The following is a 20,482-nucleotide window of genomic DNA, read 5'->3' on the forward strand; positions in this document are numbered from 1 at the left end:
GGAACGACAGGACAAAAGAACGACAGGAATAACTGGAATCACAAGAATCACAAGACTCACAAGAATCACAAGAATCACAAGAATCACAGAAGGATAACATTATAGAAATATGACGATATAGAATAGAATGAAATAGCATAATATTAAAATGCATAAAATGATAGATTAAGCACCTCAGCTATAACACTGTAGCCAGAGTGTCGTAATACAAGATAACGTTAGCATGAGCGCATGATCGAACGCCGCCTTTCTCCTCTTGGGGAGGAGCGGTGTTTTTTTGCCTTGATTCAAGGCGGTGTACAGTGCTGTTATAATAGAAAGAGTATCAAGTACAGACGCGGTAAGTCAGCTAGATAACCGGGAGAGGATAGAGATGCAATTACGTAGAGTGAAAATATGGGGTACAGGGAAGTACCTCCCTAGTCGTAAGGTAACCGATGAAGAGCTTGATGAGCGTCTTGGTGTGCCTGCTGGCTGGGTGCATAAAATAACAGGCGTCGGTGTTCGGCATTATGTGGGCGAAGGAGAGACCGCTTCTTATATGGGAGCCAGAGCGGCGGAGGCTGCCCTTGTGAATGCAGGGCTCCAGTTCTCAGATATCGACTGTCTGGTGTGTACGAGTGGTACGAAGGAGCAGCCGTTGCCCTCCACTGCGGTATGGATTCAGAAAGCGATGGGGCAGGAGATGTCAGGGGTTCCTGCTTTTGATATAGATGCCACCTGTCTGAGCTTCCTGACGGGATTGGATGTGCTGTCCTACATGGTTGATGCGGGGCGTTATCGGCATGTATTGCTCGTAGCGACAGAGGTTGCCTCGGTAGGATTGAACTGGAAAGACAAGGAGAGCGCTGCTTTGTTTGGCGATGGAGCTGCAGCCGTTGTGATCGGACCGTCCCATACGAATGATGCGTCGCAGATTATCTACACTTCTATGCGCACCTATAGTCAAGGGGCTCATTATTCGGAAATACCAGGTGGAGGAACGAAGTATCATCCTGATCTGCCGCATATACCTGTCGAAGAGCCGTTCAGATTCCATATGGACGGGCAAGGAATATTCCGTATGGCTTCCAGACTGCTGCCTGAATTCATGGAAGAGCTGTTCACCCGTTCAGGAACGAAGATGAAGGACTTCAAGGTGGTCATTCCCCATCAGGGTAGTGCGATGGCGATGCGTTTGCTGTGCAGGAAGCTGGGGATCACGCAGGAGCAACTGATGAACATTACGCCGAACCACGGGAATACGATAGCTTCCTCCATTCCCATGGGACTGCATGAAGCTATTCAACAAGGACGTATTCAGCGCGGGGAGCGCATGCTGCTTATCGGTACGGCAGCAGGGCTGTCGCTGGGAGGCATGGTCCTTGATTATTAAGGAGGCTGCTGGTCTACCACCGCTTGCGGGACGGCTGAACATACTCATCACTGGTGGCAGAGCACCTGTCGCGCTGGAGCTTGTTAGACAGCTTCATTGTGCAGGTCATCAGGTGTATGCGGCGGACAGCATATCACGTTATTTGTGCCGGGCCTCCAGTGCAGTGAAGGAAGCTGCAGTCCTGCCGCCACCACGACAGCAGCCACAGGCTTTTGTGGAAGCGCTGGAAAGCCTGCTTGTAAGGCGGCAGATTGATCTGCTGATTCCGACCTGTGAGGAGATATTCCATATTGCTCGCGAACGGGAGCGACTGCAGCGTCATTGCCGAGTGCTGGCACCAGAGTTGGACCTACTGCACCAGCTACATCATAAGGGAGAATTCATCCGCTTAGCAGAGCAGCTCGGGCTTCAGGTGCCAGATACGGAGATTATTGCGAGCGTGGAAGCGTGGCGAAGTGCAGAAGCACTCGGCATAGGATCAGGACTTGTGTTCAAGCCGGCTTATTCCAGGTTCGCGTCACGGGTTATTTTGCCGTCTTCTGCTGGAGCGCCGCGGAAGAGACAATCTGCCGATCGAGTGCTGCGCGAGGCCGCCTGGGCGCAGATAAGTCCATCCAATCCATGGATTGCTCAGAAGTACATACAGGGAACAGCCTGGTGTACATACAGTGTAGCTTATGAGGGGAGCATCGTGGCCCACGCCAATTATGAATGCCGCTATCGCACAGGCGATGCAGGTGCCAGCGTGCATTTCCAGCAGGCAGAGCAGCCAGAGGCGTATGCATGGGTACAGCAGTTCGTCGCGGCTGTTGGTTATTCGGGTCAGATCAGCTTTGATTTCATACAAGCAGAGGATGGGACACTATACCCGCTGGAGTGCAATCCACGTGCCACAAGCGGCACTCATCTGTTCACAGCGAAGGACGGATTAGCTGTTGCATTGACAGACCCGGATTGGCTGCTGGAGGCCAAGCGCACCGTGACACCAACTCCGGGGGCTGCAGCGATGATCAGTCTGGCCATGCTGGGGTGTGGGCTCAAGGAGAATCGGAGCAGACAGGATTGGCGTACATGGATAACAGCGCTGCGCGGAGCACGCGACGTCATCTGGCACCGAGTAGACAGGGGGCCTGCTGTCGAGCAGCTGTACATGGTATATCAAGCTTGGCGCCTGAGCAGACGGCTGGGCATCACGGTGACCGAGGCGTTGACTCAGGATATCGAATGGAACGGAGAGACATGATGACAAGAGCATTAGTAACAGGAGCCACCGGATTTCTCGGTCGCCATGCCGCCCGGCGCCTGGTTCAGCTAGGCTGGGAGGTCAGTGGCATGGGGCGGTCGAGCACTGCTGGCAAGCTACTGGAGCAGGAAGGCGTCCGCTTCGTACAGACAGATCTGCGTGATGCTGTTGGCGTTGCAGAGGCGTGTGCAGGTCAGGATTATGTATTTCATTGCGGTGCATTATCAGCTCCATGGGGGGCTTACGATGAGTTCTATGGCAGCAATGTAGAAGGTACTCGTCATATCATTGCTGGTTGTCAGAGACACGGCACTAAGCGTCTCATACATATTTCAACCCCAAGCATTTATTTCGATTATAAGCCACGGCGTATGATTCGGGAATCCGAGCCCCTTCCCCTGCGTCCTGCCAATACCTACGCAGCTACGAAGCTGCTGGCAGAGCAAGAGGTGCTCCGGGCCTGCCAGGAGGACTTACCTGCGTTGATTCTGCGTCCACGTGCCATCTTCGGACCAGAGGATCAGACTTTGTTCCCGAGATTACTGGAAGCGAATCGGAAGAGCGGCGTACCGATGCTGAATGGTGGACAAGCCATGATTGATCTTACTTATGTGGACAATGTAGTGGATGCCATGCTGCTTGGATGCAGCGCTACACCGGAAGCTATGGGCCAGGCCTATAACATCTCGAATGGAGAGCCGTTCGGCTTCCGTGAGCTGCTGCACAAGCTGTTCACTATGCTGGAGATTCCGTTGCGGACCCGCTCGATTCCCTATCCGGTAGCACACGGACTGGCAGGAGCATTGGAGCTGGCCTATCGAGTGCTGCCACTACAGGGGGAGCCTCCGCTAACCCGGTATACGGTCGGCTCGGTAGGGATGACGCAGACGCTGGATATATCACTCGCTCGGGAGCGGCTAGGCTACGTGCCTAGCGTGGGGATCGAAGAAGGGCTGAGACGATTTGCTGATTGGTGGGTGAACCAATCATGATGACATCAAAACCGATCAAGCTTATGATCCGGGCGGCAGGCTACTGTACACATCCTGAGTGGCTGACGCTGCGCGGCGGGTCGCTTCGTTCGGTGGCTTTTCCCGCTGGATTTGCTTGCATCCTTCATCCTGAGCACGGCCCTGTGCTATTCGATACGGGCTATAGTCAGCGCTTTTTCGAGGAGACGGCCCACCTGCCCAATGCGCTGTATCGGTACATTACGCCAGTAATCTATCAGGATAAGGATAGTGCCGCCAGTCAGCTAAGGGCAGCGGGCATTGCGCCAGATGATGTGAGATATATTGTTCTGTCTCATTTTCACGGCGATCATATCGGGGGACTTCGGGATTTTCCCAATGCACGCTACATTTATCTGGATAAAGCCTATCGTGCCGTCAAGGATCTGGGGTCCCTAGCCAGTGTACGGGCAGGCTTTCTGCCGGGGCTGTTGCCTGATGATTTCGTGGAGCGCTCACTGCCGATCAGGGAGAAGGACATCGTACAGCCGTTCAATGCAGGGAAGGATTCTGTCTTTCCTTGTACGGAAGGCTATGATCTATTCGGCGACGGTAGTCTGCTGGCCATTGAGCTGTCTGGTCATGCTGCTGGGATGATCGGCCTATTCGTATCAACAGCAACAGACGATTACCTGCTGTGTGCAGATGCTGTCTGGTCGAGCCGGGCTTATCTTGAGGATCGCCTCCCACATCCGGCTGCTGGCCTCATCATGTCTGATCGGCAACAATATAAGCAGAGCTATGACCTGCTGCGGCAGCTGCATAGAGCGTTCCCAACACTATGTATTGTTCCAAGTCACTGTCGTGAAGCACTTGCAGCATGGGGAAAAGGAGTGCTGGAATGAAGCTACATCTGGTCTTGTATTATTATATTCGTACTTTGTATTATCAATGGCGCTTCCGGCAGTCTCCGTCCCAGCAACGCCATGCTGCATCACAATCAGTGGATATACGTAGACAAAGTGCTCGTCGTAGGCTTGAAGCGTGGCAGGAGAGACAGATTATCCGTCATGTGCATCGTGTGCGGCAGGCCTCGTCCTTTTATTGCAAGCTTTGGGAAGGGAATGCTTCTGAAGATTGGCGCAGCTTCCCCATAATCGACAAGCAGAGCATGATGGAGCACTTTGACGAGCTGAACACCGTTGGTCTCAGCCGTGATCAAGCCTTCAAGATGGCCTCACAGGCGGAGCAGACACGTGATTTCAAGCCGCTGCTGAATGGCATAACGGTCGGTCTGTCGTCTGGTACCTCAGGCAATCGTGGTCTATTCATCGTGAGTGATCGCGAGCAGGCAGCCTGGAGTGGAACGGTGCTGGCCAAGCTACTTCCGGGAAGTCTGCTGCAGGAAGAGAAGATTGCTTTCTTCCTCCGGGCCAACAGCAACCTATATGAGTCGGTGAAGCGGGGGCGGCTGCAGTTCGAATATTTCGATCTGCTGGAGCCACTGGAGAGGCTGGTGCAGCGGATGGAGGACTATCGACCAGGGATCTGGATTGCTCCTGCATCCATGCTACGCCTTCTGGCTGAGGCCCATGTGGCAGGCAGTCTCACAGCCCGTCCTCGCAAGCTGATCTCTGTAGCAGAAGTACTCGACCCACTGGATCGCCACTACATCGAGGAAGCCTTCAGACAGACGGTGCACCAGGCATACCAATGTACGGAAGGGTTCCTTGGGACAACCTGTGAGCAGGGCACGATTCATTTGAATGAAGATCTTGTTCATATCGAAAAAGAATATCTGGACCCGGATACGCGCCGCTTTGTGCCGATTATTACGGATTTTACGCGTACATCACAGCCTATTGTTCGCTATCGTCTGAATGACATTCTGACAGAGGCGGCAGCTCCCTGTTCTTGCGGCTCGGTATTCACCGCCATTGAGCGGATTGAAGGCCGCTGTGATGATATTATCTATCTGCCGCATGTGGAGCGCCGTGAGCCAGTTGCCGTGTTCCCTGATTTTGTAAGTCGGGCCATGATCACGGCATCCCCGAGCATTGAGCACTACCGGGTTGTGCAGACGGGACCGCTTCAGCTGGAGATTTCCTTTTTATACGCAGATTCCTCTGCCACTAAGGGGCAAGGGCTTCAAGAAAATGAGGAACTACAAAATAATGAGGAGCTACAAAATGTGGATCATCAGAAGGATGTGACGCCACAGAATAGTATGGAGCTTCAGAATGATATGGACCCTCAGAATGATGGGCAGGTACAAAAAGGTAGGCAGTCACAGGACGCTGTGGAACTACAGAGTGGTGTTCAGTTACAGCATGATGTAGAGCTAAAGAGCGATGTGGAACTACAGAGCAGTGTTCTTTCACAAGAGCGAGCTCTTGTGCAGAATCAGATTACTGAACAAATTACAGCCTTGTGTGGGAAAATCGGTTGTGTGGTGCCTGAGCTTCGTTTCGTAACCTATGAGCACAATTCTGGAGCGCTGAAGCTAAGACGGGTAGAGAGGAGATGGAGGCCATGAGCAACAGCGCATCAATCGTCTTCTACGATGAATCGAATATTCAGGACCTGAGCTGGCCAGAGACAGCGTACGGGCACGATGCCAAAACCTATCTCCTGCCGCTACTGCTCGCCCCGTCAATCCAGCTGTATGTTCACAATGTGCGCACTCGTCTGCTTGTGGCTACGGTAGACGGTATTCCCATCCCGCTGACCATCAACGAGACGGAGTATGACAATTCCTATGTCTGCTCGCCATACACTCATTTTGTGACCTATGCGCGAGAAGAGCTTGCTTTGCTCCATAATCGGCCTGCTGAGGCTATATTGGGCTGCTTGCTAAGTGGTATCGGCTTGCTGCTGCGGAAGGCTCACTTCAATCAGGTGGTACAGGTGAATAACTGGCTGCTATCTACGAACGTGCTTCCCGCCATCAGCCCCGCAGGACTGGAAGCGCTCATGACTGAACTGCAGAAACGTTATCCAGAACATGCTATCGTGTGCCGATCGTTGAATGACGTTACTAGTGGCACTTATTTGGAGACGGTACGCAAGTATGGGTGCAAGCTGATCCCCAGCCGTCAGATTTATCTGCTGCAAGCAGCCTCGAAGTCAGCAGGCCTATCCATAAATGCGAAGGCCAGATGGCTTGTGAAGCGGGATCGTGGACTTATCGACAAGTATGGCTACACTGTCGCAGGGCCGCAGGACATGCGCCTTGCGGATGCGCCCCGTATTAAGGAATTATATGACATGCTGTATATTCATAAATATTCGCCATGTAACCCGCAGTTCACGGAGCTGTTCATCCAGACGGCTATCCAATCAGGGACACTGGAGCTGCATGGGCTGCGTAAGGATGGCCGTCTGGACGCCATACTTGGCTTTTTTGTCAGAGATGGGATCATGACTGCGCCGCTCTTTGGCTATGATACGAAGCTATCGCAGCAGACGGGACTGTATCGGATGCTGTCTGCGGTGCTGATCGGGATTGCGGATGAGAGGGGATTGCTGCTACATGAGAGCTCGGGTGTCGGACAGTTCAAGCGTAATCGCGGAGCTGTAGCTGAGCTGGAGGTCATGGCCGTCTATGACAAGCATCTGTCTCTTGGTACTCGGATGTGCTGGTCCATGCTGGAGAAGCTGCTTTATCGGATTGGAGTGCCGATCATTCAGCGCCTGAAGCTATGATCTTGAACGAGTGTATGCCGAGTGCCTGCACATCATCTAAACCATAATGCGATTGAATACTAAGACTATTGGAGGGTGGAGAGGAAGTGGCGAGAACAAGGTATATCATAGACAAGCAGCAGCAGGCAATCTATGATGGCGACGCCATTATCTCACGAACCGGAAGGCCGCTTGCGAGCATGGAAGAGCTTGAGCGCATGTTGCAACAGGAAGAGGCGCAGGACATATTCATCTGCAGTTATCAGACGAATGATGTCGTACAGCTGGAGCATACGTCTTTTCAAGAGGTTACTTCAAAGTGGGATACAGCCTATAAGCACCATATCTGCTTGTCCGATGAGGCTGATCTGACGGAGTTCCCGAACGGCTACTGTTACTTTGTCGAGCTGTGGGAGCGTGACGCTGGAGGCATCATCGTGGTGCTGTATTACTGCCACTAGAGTGGCAGCGTTCATCAAGGAGGATGAGGTAATTGGATTCACAAATGAGCTCGGGTGCACCTAAGCATAGGTCAGTCGCTTTGATTACAGGTACGTCCAGTGGCTTTGGGCTGCTGACTGCCGTCAGGTTGGCCAGTATTGGCTATCAGGTAGCTGCGACGATGCGAAATACGGCTAGAGCGGGGGAACTGATGACTCTGGCACGGGAAAAAGGAGTTGCCGATCGAATACATCTTCTTCCATTGGATGTGACCGATAGCGAGACCATTCAGCAGGCAGTAGCCGAGGTGCTTGGGCGCTTTGGACAGATTGATGTGCTAATAAATAATGCAGGCTTCGCCTTGGGCGGCTATGTGGAGGAATTGACGCTCACCGATTGGCGGGAGCAGATGGAGACGAATTTCTTCGGCCTTGTAGCGATGACAAGAGAGGTACTGCCGCATATGAGACGGCGTGGCAGCGGCTCCATCATCAACGTCAGCAGTGTGAGCGGACTGATGGGATTCCCAGGTTACGGGCCCTATGCAGCCTCCAAGTTCGCCGTCGAGGGTTATAGTGAGAGTCTCCGTCATGAGATGGCACCTTATGGGGTAAAGGTCGTCCTCGTGCAGCCTGGAGCATTCCGTACGGCGATCTGGAACAAGGGGCTGGGACGAATCCGCATGGCCCAAGACTCACCTTACCGGGACAGGTTAAATGCCGTGCTGAGCTACTCTAGGCAAGCTGCGAAGACAGCGCCTGATCCACAGCAGGTTGCGGACCTGATTGCACGGATTGTCTCCAAACGATCCCCTCGTCTTCGTTATGCGGTGGGCCAAGGGGCCGGATTGATGCGCTGGGCAAAAGCTATTTTACCCTGGAAGTGGCTGGAGCTGATCATTGCCAGAGCTTTACGTTAAGGTATCCTCGTACTATGTCGTATGATCTTGGCGACACGGAGGGATTCGCTTACGAGGATATGCACCACATCTATGCCACTCCATAGCCCTAGTTGCAGAACAAGAGGTAGCAATTCAGTGCATTACAGCTCCCACCAGATGGCTGCTGGGGCGTAGCGGGCCACAATATGCTCCAGCTGTAGCTTGAGCTCGCGTGCTTGCTTGCCTCCAGTATGGAAGAGCAACAGAATGTATGCTTCTCCGGCAGCGACGATGTCCAGCGGTGTGCTAGGGTGATCAATCTGTATATTCAAGACATGAGGCCACTCAGGATAGTCATCATTCCATAAGATAATCTCCCCATGCTCGTAGGTTATTCGGTAGGCAGCATGAAATTCTGCTCTTAGCTCTTCATAGATCCGTTCAATTAGCTGCTCATGTTGATTGTTGTCTACAAGTTGATTGCTGTCTATAATTGTGTCGGCATCGACTTGTGGAAGCTTGATTCCATATTCCCAGCCCATAGGTTTTCCTCCTTACAAAATGAGCTTGTCTAAAGTCGTATGTTCACGCTCAGCTGTTCAGGCTCAGCATCCGTAACTGTATCCGCATCAGTAACTTTGGGACACAACGGCTCATTGGCTTATTTTTATATTGTAGTAGAGTGGTTGATGATTGGAAAGGCTTGTGGACAGACGGTGACATCCTTGCTATAATCCTGTTGATAATGATACTCATTACCAATCTAACAAGGCAGGAGATGACTGTGCACGTGCATTCAATTCGAAAATGGGCCATGCTCATGTTAACATTTATGCTCGTTGGTGTGTTGGCCGCATGCAGCAATGCAGCTACATCTTCATCAACAGGCTCAAGCGATACAAGCGGAACAGCAAGCGGCAGCGAGAGTGGCCGATCCGAGACGATTACTTATCAGGCCTCGAATGGAGAGGTTCAGCTTCCCCGCAATCCCCAGCGAGTGGTAGAGGTGGCGGATAGCTATGTTGGACATCTACTGGTGCTGGGCATCAAGCCCATCGGCGTGAAGCAGCAGGCACTGGAGAATCCATATTTTGAAGGAAAGCTGGACGGCGTTGCTGACCTGGGGGACGGACAGTCCTTCGAGAAGATTCTGGAGCTGCAGCCGGATCTGATCATCGCGCCGGGCTGGCTTGACGCAGCAGTGATTGAGAACTATTCGAAGATTGCCCCAACTGTGGCGATCAAGTATGGCGAGCTGCCATTGCGTGAGCAACTGCGTGAATTTGGTAAAATCACGGGCAAGGAAGCCGAGGCTGAAGCTTGGATCACTTCCTGGGACAAGAAGATCGCTGAGGTGAAGCCAGAGGTGGAGGCTGCTGTCGGTGGTAAGACGGTATCAATTCTCCAGCCTTATGCCAAGGGAATCTATGCCTTCGGCCATAACTTTGCCCGTGGCGGAGATATATTGTATGGTGAATTTCACCTGAAGGCACCCCCGCTGATTCAGAAGGAAGCCATTGATAGTGGTCAGGGCTGGGCGGATTTATCGATGGAGAAGCTGCCGGATTATGCAGGTGATTATATTTTCACCAACGCTTGGAGTGGTGATGATGCAGATCCATCAGCAGTGTATGAGAGCAGTGTGTGGAAGAGTCTCCCTGCCGTGCAGAATGGTATGGTGTTCACAACGAACCGCAAGGGAGATCTGTTCAACGATCCAGTGTCGCTAGAAGCCCAGCTTGAATTCATACTGGATTGCCTGCTGGAGCGCAAATAGATAGGCGAGTTAAGTAATTCTGCTTTTGCGGGAAGCATAACCATATGACCATTCTTTAGTTGATACAGACTGTTCAAAGACAAGACCGTTCTTACGTAGAGCGGTCTTTTTTTGCGCATTCTATGTGGAAGTTCTACGGGCCTAGCTGCTTGGATAAGGAGGTAGTGAGCGGTTCTTTTCGTAGACCCAGTAATGGACCGTTCTGTGATATGTTATAATAAATCCATCTGAAAAGCGGAGGAGCTATTATGACAATAGGATCACAAAAAGATATTGATGGTCTGAAGGAAATAGGCAGAATCGTTGCATTGACGATTAATGAAATGAAAAGTCACACACGTCCCGGAATTACTACAAAGGAATTAGATGATATTGGGGGGCAGTTCTTGGAGAAGCATGGGGCTGTGCCAGCACCCAAGTCAACCTACAATTTCCCAGGCAACACTTGTATTAGTGTTAACCGTGAGGTTGCCCACGGAATACCGGGAAATCGAATCATTCAACCGGGGGACTTGGTCAATATTGATGTCTCTGCGGAACTGGGAGGCTATTATGCGGATGCGGGCCATTCTTTTCCGATCGCTCCATACAACCCGACATTAATGCGTTTGTGTCAATACACACACGATACGATGATGAAGGTCATCTCATCGCTCAAGCATGGAGTCAAGTTGAATGAGATCGGCAGAATTATTGAAAGTGAAGCTAAAAAAGGCGGCTATAATGTCATTAAGAATCTATGTAGCCACGGTGTAGGAAAATCCCTGCATGAAGCCCCGACAGAGATTTTGCCGGTATATAACAAGCATGATAAAAGGACTTTGAAAGAGGGGATGGTCATTACCATTGAGCCCTTCTTATCCACTGGTGCAGGGTATGTGGATGAGCAACCGGACGGATGGACATTATGTGTACCCGACAGTAGCTTTGTGGCACAGCATGAGCACACGATTATCATTACAAAGAATCAGCCAATGATTGTGACCGCAGTATAGGGCATCCGAATGAGTCCATGCTGTCGAGGCACGTAAATTCAATAATACAGCGGCAGTCCAGAACTTCGTTTTCCGTTCTTGATCGTCGCTGTTTTGATTTTCCGGGCGCATTCCCATTTTTTATCGTCTACAGGCAATCAGCAGATGTTACACTTGGAGCATGACAGGAAAAGGAGTGAAGCTGATGAAGCATCGATTCACAAGCTTTCCGCGGTTCATGTACATCATGCGGTCCATACTGCCCATGAGGATCATCAAGTCCATAAAACAGTCCATGAAGCCTACGAAGCCCAGTATGACCATGATGACCAAACCTACAAGGCCCATGAAACCTATAAAGTCGTTCAAATATACAGTGTGCATCTTATGGGGCTTGCTGGTCTTGGGCTTGCTGGCAGGCTGCACTGCTGATGAGCCGCAAGCTGAGCGACATCGTGGGAACGCCACGATGACCAAGGCCGAGCTGCAGGAGGCAGAGCATTATGTGCAGCAGCAAGGATATACAGTTGTTGATTATGAAGACATGGGTTATGAGTATACGCTGGAACGCCCTATGCTTACCGAGCTTCCCTACGTGCAGTATTGGAGCATACTGAAGGTGGAGCCCCTAGATTATATCGGTCAAAAGATTCGCACAGTCGTCTTCACGGTAACCAATCATCCACTGGATGAGATGAAGGGTAATAGCAGACATCAGACATTCGTCTCTATTATGCTGTCGGAGGCTAAGGTAATCGGCGGGTACAGCTGGCCAGATTATGATGAACCACATGTCGGCTCTGTATATAGTCTTCAGGGCGAGACGTTGGAAGAGATGACGGATATGACATTTGCTGAATGGACGAAGGACTGGAACCTGAAGTATAAGTAGGCTTGATATAGTAGGCTTGATATTTTTTCGGAAAAGGGGCTGCTACTCATGAATGGAAAGGTTGTCTTGGCCGGGGGTACAGGCTTCATTGGACAGTATTTTGCACAGCGATGGCAAGAGCAGGGATATACCGTGCAGATCATCTCCCGACAGGAAGGACATATCTCCTGGGATGACACAAATGGAATAGTCGCTGCGCTAGAGGGAGCAGAGCTACTGGTGAATCTGGCGGGCAGATCGGTGAACTGCCGCTATAATGAGCGTAACAAGGCAGAAATCCTCAATTCTCGGACAACGACGACAGAGAAGCTTGGCGCTGCGATAGCAGGCTGCGAGAATCCACCGCCTGTATGGATCAATTCGAGCACAGCAACAATCTATCGACATGCAGAGGATCGGCCTATGACGGAGGAGCATGGGGAGTTGGGGAGCGGCTTCTCTGTAGAGGTAGCCAAGGCATGGGAGCATGCCTTCTTCTCATGCCACTGTCCTGGTACACGGCAGATTGCGCTACGAATCTCGATTGTGCTGGGCCCAGACGGTGGTGTGATGGGACCTTACCGGAATTTGGTGAAATGGGGTCTGGGAGGTCCGCAAGGCTCGGGTAAGCAGATGTTCAGCTGGATTCATGTGGAGGATCTGTATCGGATTGTTCGGTTCCTGCAAGATCATGAGCAATTGAATGGAGTATTCAATTGTGCTTCTCCGCAGCCTGTCTCCAACACACAATTGATGAGAGAATTACGCTCTGCACTGGGGACACCCATCGGATTGCCGGCTCCTGCCTGGCTTCTGGAAATGGGGGCTGGTCTGATTGGAACCGAGACGGAGCTAATCCTCAAGAGCCGTTGGGTTATTCCTGAGCGATTGGAGCGAGCAGGGTTTGCATTCACCTATCCCACGCTGAAGCAGACCTTGGAGGACATTCTGTAAGAGCAGCCTAACTATACTGGGAATGAAGTATAACGATATCCGCCTGATACGTATTGGCATGACAATACAGCAAGAGTATAGTAAAGGATAGAGCTAGAATGGAAACAGGAATTGGATACAGGTACAGATAGAGATAGAGATACAGGTACAAGTACAAGTATAAGGAGTAGGTATAGGTATAGGTATAGGTATAGGTATAGGTTAGGGTTAGGTGCAGTGTGTGTACTTGGACCCGTCCTGCCTAGTTGGGAGATGAGGAAGTGATATTGGTAAGTGCTTGTCTGGCGGGGCACAAGGTACGGTATAACGGTTCAGATTGTCTGGAGGATCAGCTGAATCGCTTGGTGCAGGCAGGGCAAGCCGTTGCGGTCTGTCCAGAGCTGCTGGGCGGCTTTACGACACCGAGGCCTCCGGCCGAGATTGTTGGGGGCAGCGGTCTGGATGTGCTGAACGGCACAGCGAAGGTAATGGACAAGACTGGAGCGGATGTAAGCGAGCTGTACATTCAAGGGGCGATGAGGACGCTGGAGATAGCCAAGGAGCTTGAAGCTAAGCTGGTGGTGCTTAAGGAGTATAGTCCCTCTTGTGGAACGAAGCAGATCTATAATGGACTGTTCAGTAGCGAGCGGATTGCAGGCAGTGGCGTAACAACAGCCTTGCTTATTAAGGAAGGAATAGAGGTCATGTCAGAGACGGCGTGGCTGGAATTGGAGGAAGTATGAGAGAACCTGTATTTTACGGCGCAGTTCATATCTTGTTCTACCGTGCGCCTGATGAAGTCTTGTTATTGTTAAGACAAAATACTGGCTTCGCAGATGGAAGCTGGAGTGTGGTAGCAGGCCGGATTGACGGTGGTGAAGAGGTCAAGACTGCTGCCATTCGGGAGGCGAGAGAAGAAGCAGGCGTACATATAGAACCAGAGGAGCTAGAGCTTGTTGGCGTTTACCATCGTAAGAACACACGCAGTGAGTGGATCGACTTTTACCTGATTGCCCACAGCTGGAGTGGAGAGATTGTGAACTGCGAGCCGCATAAGTGCGGGGAGCTGCGCTGGTTCCGACTGAGCGAGCTGCCGGAGAACACGGTTCCGTACATTCGTAATGCTCTGCTCAAGAATCATGAGCAATTGTGGTTCGAGAGTGTAGGCTGGAGCTAGACGGCTCGAATTTGAAAAGGCAGGAAATGAAGAAGGTAGACTGGAACTAGGATGAAAGTCAGCATAGTAGACGTAGACAAGCTATAGCCTTGGGTAAAATCTGAACATAAGTAACAGAGCCGCTCGTGGTCAACATGAGCGGCTCTGTTACGATCTACACTATATTAGTCGCGTATACTGTCCTGGTGCTGTAATGACCACGCCCACGACGTCCTACTGCCGCGTCAGCCCGCCCCTCAGACTTTCCTGTTACTGTCCATGCTGCTACTTTATTTCGGACTACCCTTATTAATGTAGGAGCTTATGCTGTGTCTTGTGATGTGGCTCTTTCACGATTAAATTGATGATTAGAATTAGTTAATAGCCACATTAGTTTATAGTCACAACTAGTTGGTAGTCACAATGATCGCGTTGCTAATCTGACGACCTGGTGTCGTGAGGTACTTACCGTTGTAATACAGGCCGCTGGATGCTCCGCCATCCAGGTTCATGGCTTGGTAAGCACCCGCTTGCTTCATAATCTCTGCGAGCTGCGGAATAGTGGCTCCCCCGGTTGTCAACAGAATAAGCTTGTGATCCTTGGTAATACCCAGCGCGCTTCTGGCTCCACCGCCTGTCAGTATTTTCGGGTCCTTGAAGCCCTCTCTCGTGACGTCGATGGATACTTTACCATTGGTTACAAGACGGGGGCCCGCCTGCAGGGCGCCTTCCATGGTTCCTTGCTTGAAGCGCTCGTTGAATTCCAGACCAGGAATCAGCTCAGCCAAGTGATTCTTATCGTACATGAAGATCGTTCTTCGGTCTCCGGAGCTTGCCTTCAGCACCTCGCCACCGCTAACAATATAGCCGTACGGGGTCTTGAAGGAGCTAGTGGTGTAGGCATCGAAAAAGGTACCGTTAATTGCTACCACAGCTTGATTAGCTTTGGCAATCTGCTTGAGGTCCTGTACCTTGCCGACCGTATTCCCTGCCAGAGCTACATCGAGCTGAACCTTCGGATGGAGCAGTGATACCGTGACGATCTGAGTCGAGAAGCTGCGTGAGCCAACCTTGAAGGTTCGTGCGGAGCTCTCGACAGGCTTGGAGGAAGACAGCGCACTCGTACCTTTGATGAACGGCAGCGTAGTCTTGTGCTCACCGGATTGAATACGGACAGAGGAAGTATCCTGATTCCACGTAATAGCAAGTCCTAGCTGCTCCTTCATGAGCTGTATAGGTACGTATGTATTCCCTTGCTCGGTGTATGGGGCACTTGGCAGCGCAACACGCTCCTGATTTACTAGGGCTGTCTTACTTCCTATCGTAAGGATTATTTCTTTGTCTCCCTTGGTGATATGGATCTGCTTACTGGAAGCATCATAGCTCATACTCATTCCATCGAACCCGTTCAGGAGCCGAATCGGAAGGTAGGAGCGGTTCATATCATCCATAATGACGACCATTTTGGGTGGGGCGGCTGCGTAAAGTGGAGTGGCTGCCAAGCTTAGTACAAGTACGGTAGCGGTCAGTATGCGTAAGGGTCGTGAGAGGGCTAGGCGGCTTGTTTTGCGTATTGGCCCATTCTGTGTTGTTGCGGCATTTCGCTGTAGCCATGATCCTTCCACTTGGGCAGGCTCCGCTGATTTGTTCAGGTGTAGGGAAGGCTTCGAGTGCTGGAATATTCTCAGTTGTTTTAGTCGTTCTAGTCGCTTGCGTTGCTTCAAAAAGTGCTGCATCATTCCAAAAGTCCCCTTTTATATAGTAAAGATCTCTATTTAATATCGGGTAAGAGTGACCAGAATTGAATGTTAGCGAAAGGGAGAGATTCATATGTACATCGCATCAGACATCACACAAGCCGTGTCACAAGAGTGGCTGCAAGCATGGGAAGCGGAGCAGGGACTGAGACTGCCTGACTCGTATAGCCAATTTATACAGACCTTCGGTCCAGGCACCTATCGCGGGCTGCTTCAGGTGGAGCTACCGGATGAGGACAGACTACGAGAATTCGCGGATTATGAGCTGTGGGAGCATCCCGAGGAGGGGCCGATCACTCGTGTATGGTGGTGGAGCACGGGGGAGAGCGTACCTCGGAGTAGCTGTGAATAGAAGTAAATGATACAGCAGTAGCTTGTTTACACAAGCCAATCTGGGGCGAGCTATGACAAAAAAGGAAGGTTCTAGACTATACCAAATCATGCTACGATGGGAAAGATTGCTGGACCTGACACTGGAATGAGGCCAAGAGATTGCAGAGAGGAGGCTGCCGAATGCCAGCAGGGGTGCTGAATACCAGAATATTTCACCTGTCGGTGTGGATCGCGCTGCTGACTGTATTTGTGTTCCCAGGTAAAATTCCTAGAGAGGGGGCCGCTCGTGCGGAATTCGGATTTCCCTTCACCTTTTTGACGGAATATCGGCTGCGCCCCAGTGATAGCGAATGGTTTATTCATAATTTGAGTATTAATTTGCTCAGTTATTTCCTGAATGTCATGATTATCTATGCCATCCTTCATGGCCTATGGTTACTGAAGCGTAAATGGACGGAAGGAACGAGGGGCACGGATCATGAGTGCTAGGCCTTTCTTTTTTTGAAGGCGCTCTCGTTAGTCAGATCATTCATCTGTGGCATACAGCGTTGGTGATAACTGAAGCATTCGGGAGACATTCCCCGTATGAGGAGTAGGCTAGGAGGCCCGCTCCGTTTTTTCGTACTATAGAACGTTTGTATATCAGGAGATTTTTGAATATACTTACATTGTTTGTATTAGGTCTTATTTTCCATAATAATGCTTCCTGCGTAATAAGGTTCTCGAAGACCGAGTGCATCGAGGGGAGCAGCGCCAGCATCAAGTTCGAACTAACATCTCAGGCTATGCAGATCATACACAGATGACAAGGAGGTTGCTTATGCAACAACTAAGAATCGGCATGATCGGGTACAAATTCATGGGAAAGGCGCACAGCAACGCTTATCGCAGTCTGCCAATGTTTTTCCCGGAGGCCGTGCATCCACGGATGTCCGTCATTTGCGGACGGGATGCAATGGCTGTGCAGCAGGCAGCAGGTCAGTTAGGCTGGGACGAGAGTGTGACCGATTGGAGAGAGCTAGTTGCTCGGGATGACATTGATGTCATTGACATCAACGCGCCCAGTGACGCGCACAAGGAGATTGCACTGGCTGCGGCGAAGGCTGGCAAGCATATCTTCTGTGAGAAGCCACTTGCGCTGAATCTGGCGGATTCGCGGGAAATGCTGGAGGCAGCCGAGCAAGCAGGCATCAAGCACATGGTGGGGTTCAACTATCGGTTCTCACCTGCCGTCAAGCTGGCCGAGAAGCTGATACAGAGTGGAAGGCTCGGCAAGCTGTATCATTTTCGGGCCTGGTTCCTGCAGGACTGGATCCTGGACCCGGAGTTCCCGCTGGTGTGGCGGTTACAGAAGGATGTAGCTGGCTCAGGCTCGCTCGGTGACCTCGGAGCACACCTGATTGATCTGGCCCATGATCTTGTCGGGGATATTGAGGAGGTCGTAGGCATGAGTGAGACCTTCGTGAAGGAAAGACCGCTTGCTAGCGAGATGACAGGCTTGAGTGCCAAGGCTGGACAGAGCAAGGATGCACCTCGGGGGCCCGTTACAGTCGATGATGCGACATTGTTCATGGCTCGATTTGAAAACGGTGTCATCGGTAGCTTCGAGGCGACTCGCTTTGCCGCAGGACACCGATCAACGAATGCGTTCGAGATTAATGGGAGCCTCGGCAGTGTGCGATTTGACTTTGAACGGATGAATGAGCTGGAGGTATACTTTACCTCGGATGACGAGGATGTACAAGGCTTCCGGCGGGTACTGGCGACGGACCCTGCGCATGAATATGCCAGTAGCTGGTGGCCTCCAGGCCATACGATCGGGTTCGAGCATACCTTCATTCATGAAATGCTGGAGCTGACCTCAGCGATTCGCGAAGGGCGCCAGCCTGAGCCGAACTTCCGGGACGGTGTGAAGTGTCAGGCTGTGCTGGAGGCGGTCGAGAAGTCGGCTGCGGAGAAGCGCTGGGTACGCATTGCTGATATGTAATCGAAGCTTGATCATTCACACTTACTCATCATTCCATATCATCACACGTATTAGATAATGAAGCAGCCCCGATGCTGAAGGCATGGTGGGATGCGCAAGGAGTCTACTGTCGTTGTAATCTTGGATGCCTGTGGCGAGCAGCAGAAGCTGCTACTACCCATGAGGCGAGGAAATGAATTGATCAAGGGAGGCGGTCTTCATGAAGAAAGCGCTCATTGTATGGGGAGGCTGGGACGGTCACGAACCGGAGAAGGTGGCCAATATATTTGCCCGCATGCTGCGTAAGGAGCAATTCGAGGTTGAGGTGTCTGATACGCTTGAGGCTTTTGCAGATGCAGAGAAGCTGCTGGGATTGGATCTAATCGTACCGGTCTGGACGATGGGGGAGATTGAGCAGGAGCTGGTGAACAACGTGTCTGTAGCCGTACAGCACGGTACGGGACTTGCAGGCTGTCATGGTGGGATGTGTGATGCATTTCGCAAAAATGTAGATTGGCAGTTCATGACAGGTGGGCAATGGGTTGCTCATCCGGGGAATGACGGCGTGCTCTACACGGTGGAGATCAAGCAGAGCTCAAGTCCTCTGGTGACGGGATTACAGGATTTCACTGTACAGTCAGAGCACTATTACCTGCATGTGGACCCTGCGGTCGAGGTGCTGGCTACGACACGATTCCCCGTGGTGGACGGACCACACCGGCTGAATAAGGCTGTTGATATGCCTGTCGCCTGGACGAAGCGCTGGGGCGTCGGGCGTGTCTATTACAACTCCCTGGGGCATCATGCCGATATCGTGGAGATTGCACAGGTCAAGGAACTGATGCGGCGCGGCTTCCTTTGGGCAGCCGAGGGCAAGGAGCTGACTCAACAAGCAGGCAAGTCGTCCGGAGCCTCTGCTTCAGGCGCATATACAGGCATGGGAGATAGCCAATAACGAGGCGGAGGAGTGCTGGGCTATGGGAAGCGAAGCAAGTAGCAGAAGTAATGATAGCAACGGAAGCAAGCTGAGAGCTGGCATTATCGGCTGTGGCAAGATCAGTGGCATATACATGGAAAATGGCAATAAATTCAGCTCTATGGAGCTGACTGCTTGTGCAGACCTTGATCTGCAGCGAGCCAAGGAGCAGGCGGAGCGTTACGGCATTGCTAAGGTCTACTCCCCAGACGAGTTACTGGCCGACCCCGAGATCGACCTGATCATTAATCTGACAATTCCTGCCGTGCATGCCGAGATTAATCTCAAGGCATTGGAGGCCGGGAAGCATGTCTATGTGGAGAAGCCGCTAGCCGTGTCGTTGGAGGAAGGACGTCAAGTACTGGACCTGGCCCGTTCGCGTGGTCTTCTCGTCGGCTGTGCTCCAGAGACGTTCATGGGAGCAGGCATTCAGACGGCGCTGCGTCTGATTGAGAGCGGTGCAATCGGGCGTCCTGTGGGTGCCACGGCCTTCATGATGTCAGGTGGCCACGAGGGCTGGCATCCAGACCCGGAATTCTATTATGCGGCAGGCGGCGGGCCGATGTTCGACATGGGTCCGTATTACCTGACAGCACTGGTACAGCTGCTAGGCCCGATTCGGAGTATTGCCGGGATGACTGGCGCAGCCTTGGAAGAACGTACCATTACTAGCGAGAAGAAGCGTGGGCAGAAGATTCCGGTGGAGATCCCGACACATGTAACGGGGCTGCTGCAATTCGAGTCCGGCGCCATCGGCACCATGATTACGAGCTTCGACATCTTCGGGGGCAGCTCGCTGCCGCGTCTTGAGATCTACGGTACAGAAGGATCACTGGAGGTGCCGGACCCGAATACATTCGGCGGGCCTGTCCGTTATCGCAGACGGGGTGAACGAGAATGGAGCGAGGTACCGCTAGTAGAGGGGTACACAGAGAATACGCGTGGTATCGGTCCGGCTGATCTGGCTGCTGCCTGGCTGAATAAACGTCCGCATCGGGCCAGCGGCGAGCTGGCATACCATGTGCTGGAGGCGATGTGGGCATTCCACTACTCCTCGGATCGCCAGTCCTTTTACCAGATGGAGAGCAGCTGTACACGACCAGCACCGCTGCCTCTGGAGCAAGAGCTGTATACGTTGGATTAGACAGAACATAGGGAATGTTCTA

General features: G+C 51.9%; 21 protein-coding genes. 19 read left to right on the forward strand and 2 right to left on the reverse strand.

Going from position 1 to position 20,482, the window contains the following annotated elements:
- Nucleotides 1-373: 373 nt before the first annotated feature.
- The 8 genes from K331_RS0123985 (at nucleotide 374) to K331_RS0124020 (ending at nucleotide 8,612) form a co-directional block, all read left to right on the forward strand.
- Nucleotides 374-1,375, forward strand: a complete 1,002-nt coding sequence (locus tag K331_RS0123985; RefSeq protein ID WP_028592229.1) for a beta-ketoacyl-ACP synthase III — start codon at nucleotides 374-376, stop codon at nucleotides 1,373-1,375.
- Nucleotides 1,365-2,618: an ATP-grasp domain-containing protein gene (locus K331_RS0123990; protein ID WP_028592230.1), complete on the forward strand. Its 1,254-nt coding sequence runs from the start codon at nucleotides 1,365-1,367 to the stop codon at nucleotides 2,616-2,618. Before K331_RS0123985 ends, K331_RS0123990 begins: the two co-directional genes overlap by 11 nt.
- Complete coding sequence (locus tag K331_RS0123995; protein WP_036635691.1) at nucleotides 2,618-3,610, forward strand: NAD-dependent epimerase/dehydratase family protein; 993 nt, start codon at nucleotides 2,618-2,620, stop codon at nucleotides 3,608-3,610. Before K331_RS0123990 ends, K331_RS0123995 begins: the two co-directional genes overlap by 1 nt.
- The gene (locus K331_RS0124000) at nucleotides 3,607-4,473 is read left to right on the forward strand and encodes an MBL fold metallo-hydrolase (protein WP_036635692.1); all 867 of its coding nucleotides are present in this window, start codon (nucleotides 3,607-3,609) and stop codon (nucleotides 4,471-4,473) included. The genes K331_RS0123995 and K331_RS0124000 overlap by 4 nt, the downstream gene beginning before the upstream one ends.
- Nucleotides 4,470-6,104 (forward strand): F390 synthetase-related protein, encoded by a 1,635-nt coding sequence (locus tag K331_RS0124005; RefSeq protein WP_028592233.1) that lies wholly within the window; start codon nucleotides 4,470-4,472, stop codon nucleotides 6,102-6,104. The genes K331_RS0124000 and K331_RS0124005 overlap by 4 nt, the downstream gene beginning before the upstream one ends.
- Complete coding sequence (locus K331_RS0124010; RefSeq protein ID WP_028592234.1) at nucleotides 6,101-7,273, forward strand: hypothetical protein; 1,173 nt, start codon at nucleotides 6,101-6,103, stop codon at nucleotides 7,271-7,273. The genes K331_RS0124005 and K331_RS0124010 overlap by 4 nt, the downstream gene beginning before the upstream one ends.
- Before the next feature lie 86 nt (nucleotides 7,274-7,359).
- On the forward strand, nucleotides 7,360-7,713 hold the full coding sequence (locus tag K331_RS0124015; protein ID WP_028592235.1) for a hypothetical protein: 354 nt from the start codon (nucleotides 7,360-7,362) through the stop codon (nucleotides 7,711-7,713).
- 32 nt (nucleotides 7,714-7,745) lie between these two features.
- Nucleotides 7,746-8,612, forward strand: coding sequence for an SDR family oxidoreductase (locus K331_RS0124020; RefSeq protein WP_028592236.1), 867 nt, complete (start codon nucleotides 7,746-7,748; stop codon nucleotides 8,610-8,612).
- A 122-nt stretch (nucleotides 8,613-8,734) separates the two neighbouring features.
- Here K331_RS0124020 and K331_RS0124025 read toward each other — a convergent pair whose 3' ends face one another.
- Nucleotides 8,735-9,115 carry a hypothetical protein gene (locus tag K331_RS0124025; protein WP_028592237.1) on the reverse strand — a complete coding sequence of 127 codons (381 nt, stop codon included), beginning with the start codon at nucleotides 9,113-9,115 and terminating at the stop codon, nucleotides 8,735-8,737.
- 242 nt (nucleotides 9,116-9,357) lie between these two features.
- Here K331_RS0124025 and K331_RS0124030 point away from each other — a divergent pair, with 242 nt between their 5' ends.
- From K331_RS0124030 to K331_RS0124055, 6 genes are all read left to right on the forward strand, one after another.
- Complete coding sequence (locus K331_RS0124030) at nucleotides 9,358-10,350, forward strand: iron-hydroxamate ABC transporter substrate-binding protein (protein WP_084165555.1); 993 nt, start codon at nucleotides 9,358-9,360, stop codon at nucleotides 10,348-10,350.
- A gap of 248 nt (nucleotides 10,351-10,598) precedes the next feature.
- Nucleotides 10,599-11,345, forward strand: coding sequence for a type I methionyl aminopeptidase (gene map / locus K331_RS0124035; protein WP_028592239.1), 747 nt, complete (start codon nucleotides 10,599-10,601; stop codon nucleotides 11,343-11,345).
- 184 nt (nucleotides 11,346-11,529) lie between these two features.
- Complete coding sequence (locus tag K331_RS31170) at nucleotides 11,530-12,216, forward strand: hypothetical protein (protein WP_051290000.1); 687 nt, start codon at nucleotides 11,530-11,532, stop codon at nucleotides 12,214-12,216.
- 48 nt (nucleotides 12,217-12,264) lie between these two features.
- Nucleotides 12,265-13,149 carry a TIGR01777 family oxidoreductase gene (locus tag K331_RS0124045; RefSeq protein WP_028592240.1) on the forward strand — a complete coding sequence of 295 codons (885 nt, stop codon included), beginning with the start codon at nucleotides 12,265-12,267 and terminating at the stop codon, nucleotides 13,147-13,149.
- A gap of 260 nt (nucleotides 13,150-13,409) precedes the next feature.
- Entirely contained in the window at nucleotides 13,410-13,871 is a 462-nt protein-coding gene (locus K331_RS0124050) for a DUF523 domain-containing protein (RefSeq protein ID WP_028592241.1), read from the forward strand.
- Nucleotides 13,868-14,305: an NUDIX hydrolase gene (locus K331_RS0124055; protein WP_018885780.1), complete on the forward strand. Its 438-nt coding sequence runs from the start codon at nucleotides 13,868-13,870 to the stop codon at nucleotides 14,303-14,305. The genes K331_RS0124050 and K331_RS0124055 overlap by 4 nt, the downstream gene beginning before the upstream one ends.
- Nucleotides 14,306-14,691: 386 nt before the next feature.
- Here the strand turns inward: K331_RS0124055 and K331_RS0124060 are convergent, their stop codons facing one another.
- A complete protein-coding gene (locus tag K331_RS0124060) occupies nucleotides 14,692-16,023 on the reverse strand; it encodes a phosphodiester glycosidase family protein (protein ID WP_226383682.1) in 1,332 nt (443 codons plus the stop codon).
- Between the two features lie 91 nt (nucleotides 16,024-16,114).
- Between K331_RS0124060 and K331_RS0124065 the strand changes: the two genes are divergently transcribed.
- The 5 genes from K331_RS0124065 (at nucleotide 16,115) to K331_RS0124085 (ending at nucleotide 20,460) form a co-directional block, all read left to right on the forward strand.
- On the forward strand, nucleotides 16,115-16,393 hold the full coding sequence (locus K331_RS0124065) for an SMI1/KNR4 family protein (protein WP_028592243.1): 279 nt from the start codon (nucleotides 16,115-16,117) through the stop codon (nucleotides 16,391-16,393).
- 161 nt (nucleotides 16,394-16,554) lie between these two features.
- Nucleotides 16,555-16,863, forward strand: a complete 309-nt coding sequence (locus tag K331_RS0124070; RefSeq protein ID WP_018885777.1) for a hypothetical protein — start codon at nucleotides 16,555-16,557, stop codon at nucleotides 16,861-16,863.
- 331 nt (nucleotides 16,864-17,194) lie between these two features.
- Complete coding sequence (locus tag K331_RS0124075) at nucleotides 17,195-18,361, forward strand: Gfo/Idh/MocA family protein (RefSeq protein ID WP_028592244.1); 1,167 nt, start codon at nucleotides 17,195-17,197, stop codon at nucleotides 18,359-18,361.
- A 199-nt stretch (nucleotides 18,362-18,560) separates the two neighbouring features.
- Nucleotides 18,561-19,295, forward strand: a complete 735-nt coding sequence (locus tag K331_RS0124080; protein ID WP_028592245.1) for a ThuA domain-containing protein — start codon at nucleotides 18,561-18,563, stop codon at nucleotides 19,293-19,295.
- 22 nt (nucleotides 19,296-19,317) lie between these two features.
- Nucleotides 19,318-20,460, forward strand: a complete 1,143-nt coding sequence (locus K331_RS0124085; protein WP_051290001.1) for a Gfo/Idh/MocA family protein — start codon at nucleotides 19,318-19,320, stop codon at nucleotides 20,458-20,460.
- Nucleotides 20,461-20,482 lie beyond the last annotated feature (22 nt).

Origin of the sequence: Paenibacillus massiliensis subsp. panacisoli DSM 21345, from assembly GCF_000426545.1 — a bacterium.
GTDB classification, from domain to species: domain Bacteria; phylum Bacillota; class Bacilli; order Paenibacillales; family Paenibacillaceae; genus Paenibacillus; species Paenibacillus panacisoli.

Coding starts and splice junctions, on each gene's coding strand:
- K331_RS0123985 (WP_028592229.1), top strand. CDS start 374: ATGCAATTACGTAGAGTGAAAATATGGGGTACAGGGAAGTACCTCCCT.
- K331_RS0123995 (WP_036635691.1), top strand. CDS start 2,618: ATGACAAGAGCATTAGTAACAGGAGCCACCGGATTTCTCGGTCGCCAT.
- K331_RS0124000 (WP_036635692.1), top strand. CDS start 3,607: ATGATGACATCAAAACCGATCAAGCTTATGATCCGGGCGGCAGGCTAC.
- K331_RS0124005 (WP_028592233.1), top strand. CDS start 4,470: ATGAAGCTACATCTGGTCTTGTATTATTATATTCGTACTTTGTATTAT.
- K331_RS0124010 (WP_028592234.1), top strand. CDS start 6,101: ATGAGCAACAGCGCATCAATCGTCTTCTACGATGAATCGAATATTCAG.
- K331_RS0124025 (WP_028592237.1), bottom strand. CDS start 9,115: ATGGGCTGGGAATATGGAATCAAGCTTCCACAAGTCGATGCCGACACA.
- map (WP_028592239.1), top strand. CDS start 10,599: ATGACAATAGGATCACAAAAAGATATTGATGGTCTGAAGGAAATAGGC.
- K331_RS31170 (WP_051290000.1), top strand. CDS start 11,530: ATGAAGCATCGATTCACAAGCTTTCCGCGGTTCATGTACATCATGCGG.
- K331_RS0124045 (WP_028592240.1), top strand. CDS start 12,265: ATGAATGGAAAGGTTGTCTTGGCCGGGGGTACAGGCTTCATTGGACAG.
- K331_RS0124055 (WP_018885780.1), top strand. CDS start 13,868: ATGAGAGAACCTGTATTTTACGGCGCAGTTCATATCTTGTTCTACCGT.
- K331_RS0124060 (WP_226383682.1), bottom strand. CDS start 16,023: ATGATGCAGCACTTTTTGAAGCAACGCAAGCGACTAGAACGACTAAAA.
- K331_RS0124065 (WP_028592243.1), top strand. CDS start 16,115: ATGTACATCGCATCAGACATCACACAAGCCGTGTCACAAGAGTGGCTG.
- K331_RS0124070 (WP_018885777.1), top strand. CDS start 16,555: ATGCCAGCAGGGGTGCTGAATACCAGAATATTTCACCTGTCGGTGTGG.
- K331_RS0124075 (WP_028592244.1), top strand. CDS start 17,195: ATGCAACAACTAAGAATCGGCATGATCGGGTACAAATTCATGGGAAAG.
- K331_RS0124080 (WP_028592245.1), top strand. CDS start 18,561: ATGAAGAAAGCGCTCATTGTATGGGGAGGCTGGGACGGTCACGAACCG.
- K331_RS0124085 (WP_051290001.1), top strand. CDS start 19,318: ATGGGAAGCGAAGCAAGTAGCAGAAGTAATGATAGCAACGGAAGCAAG.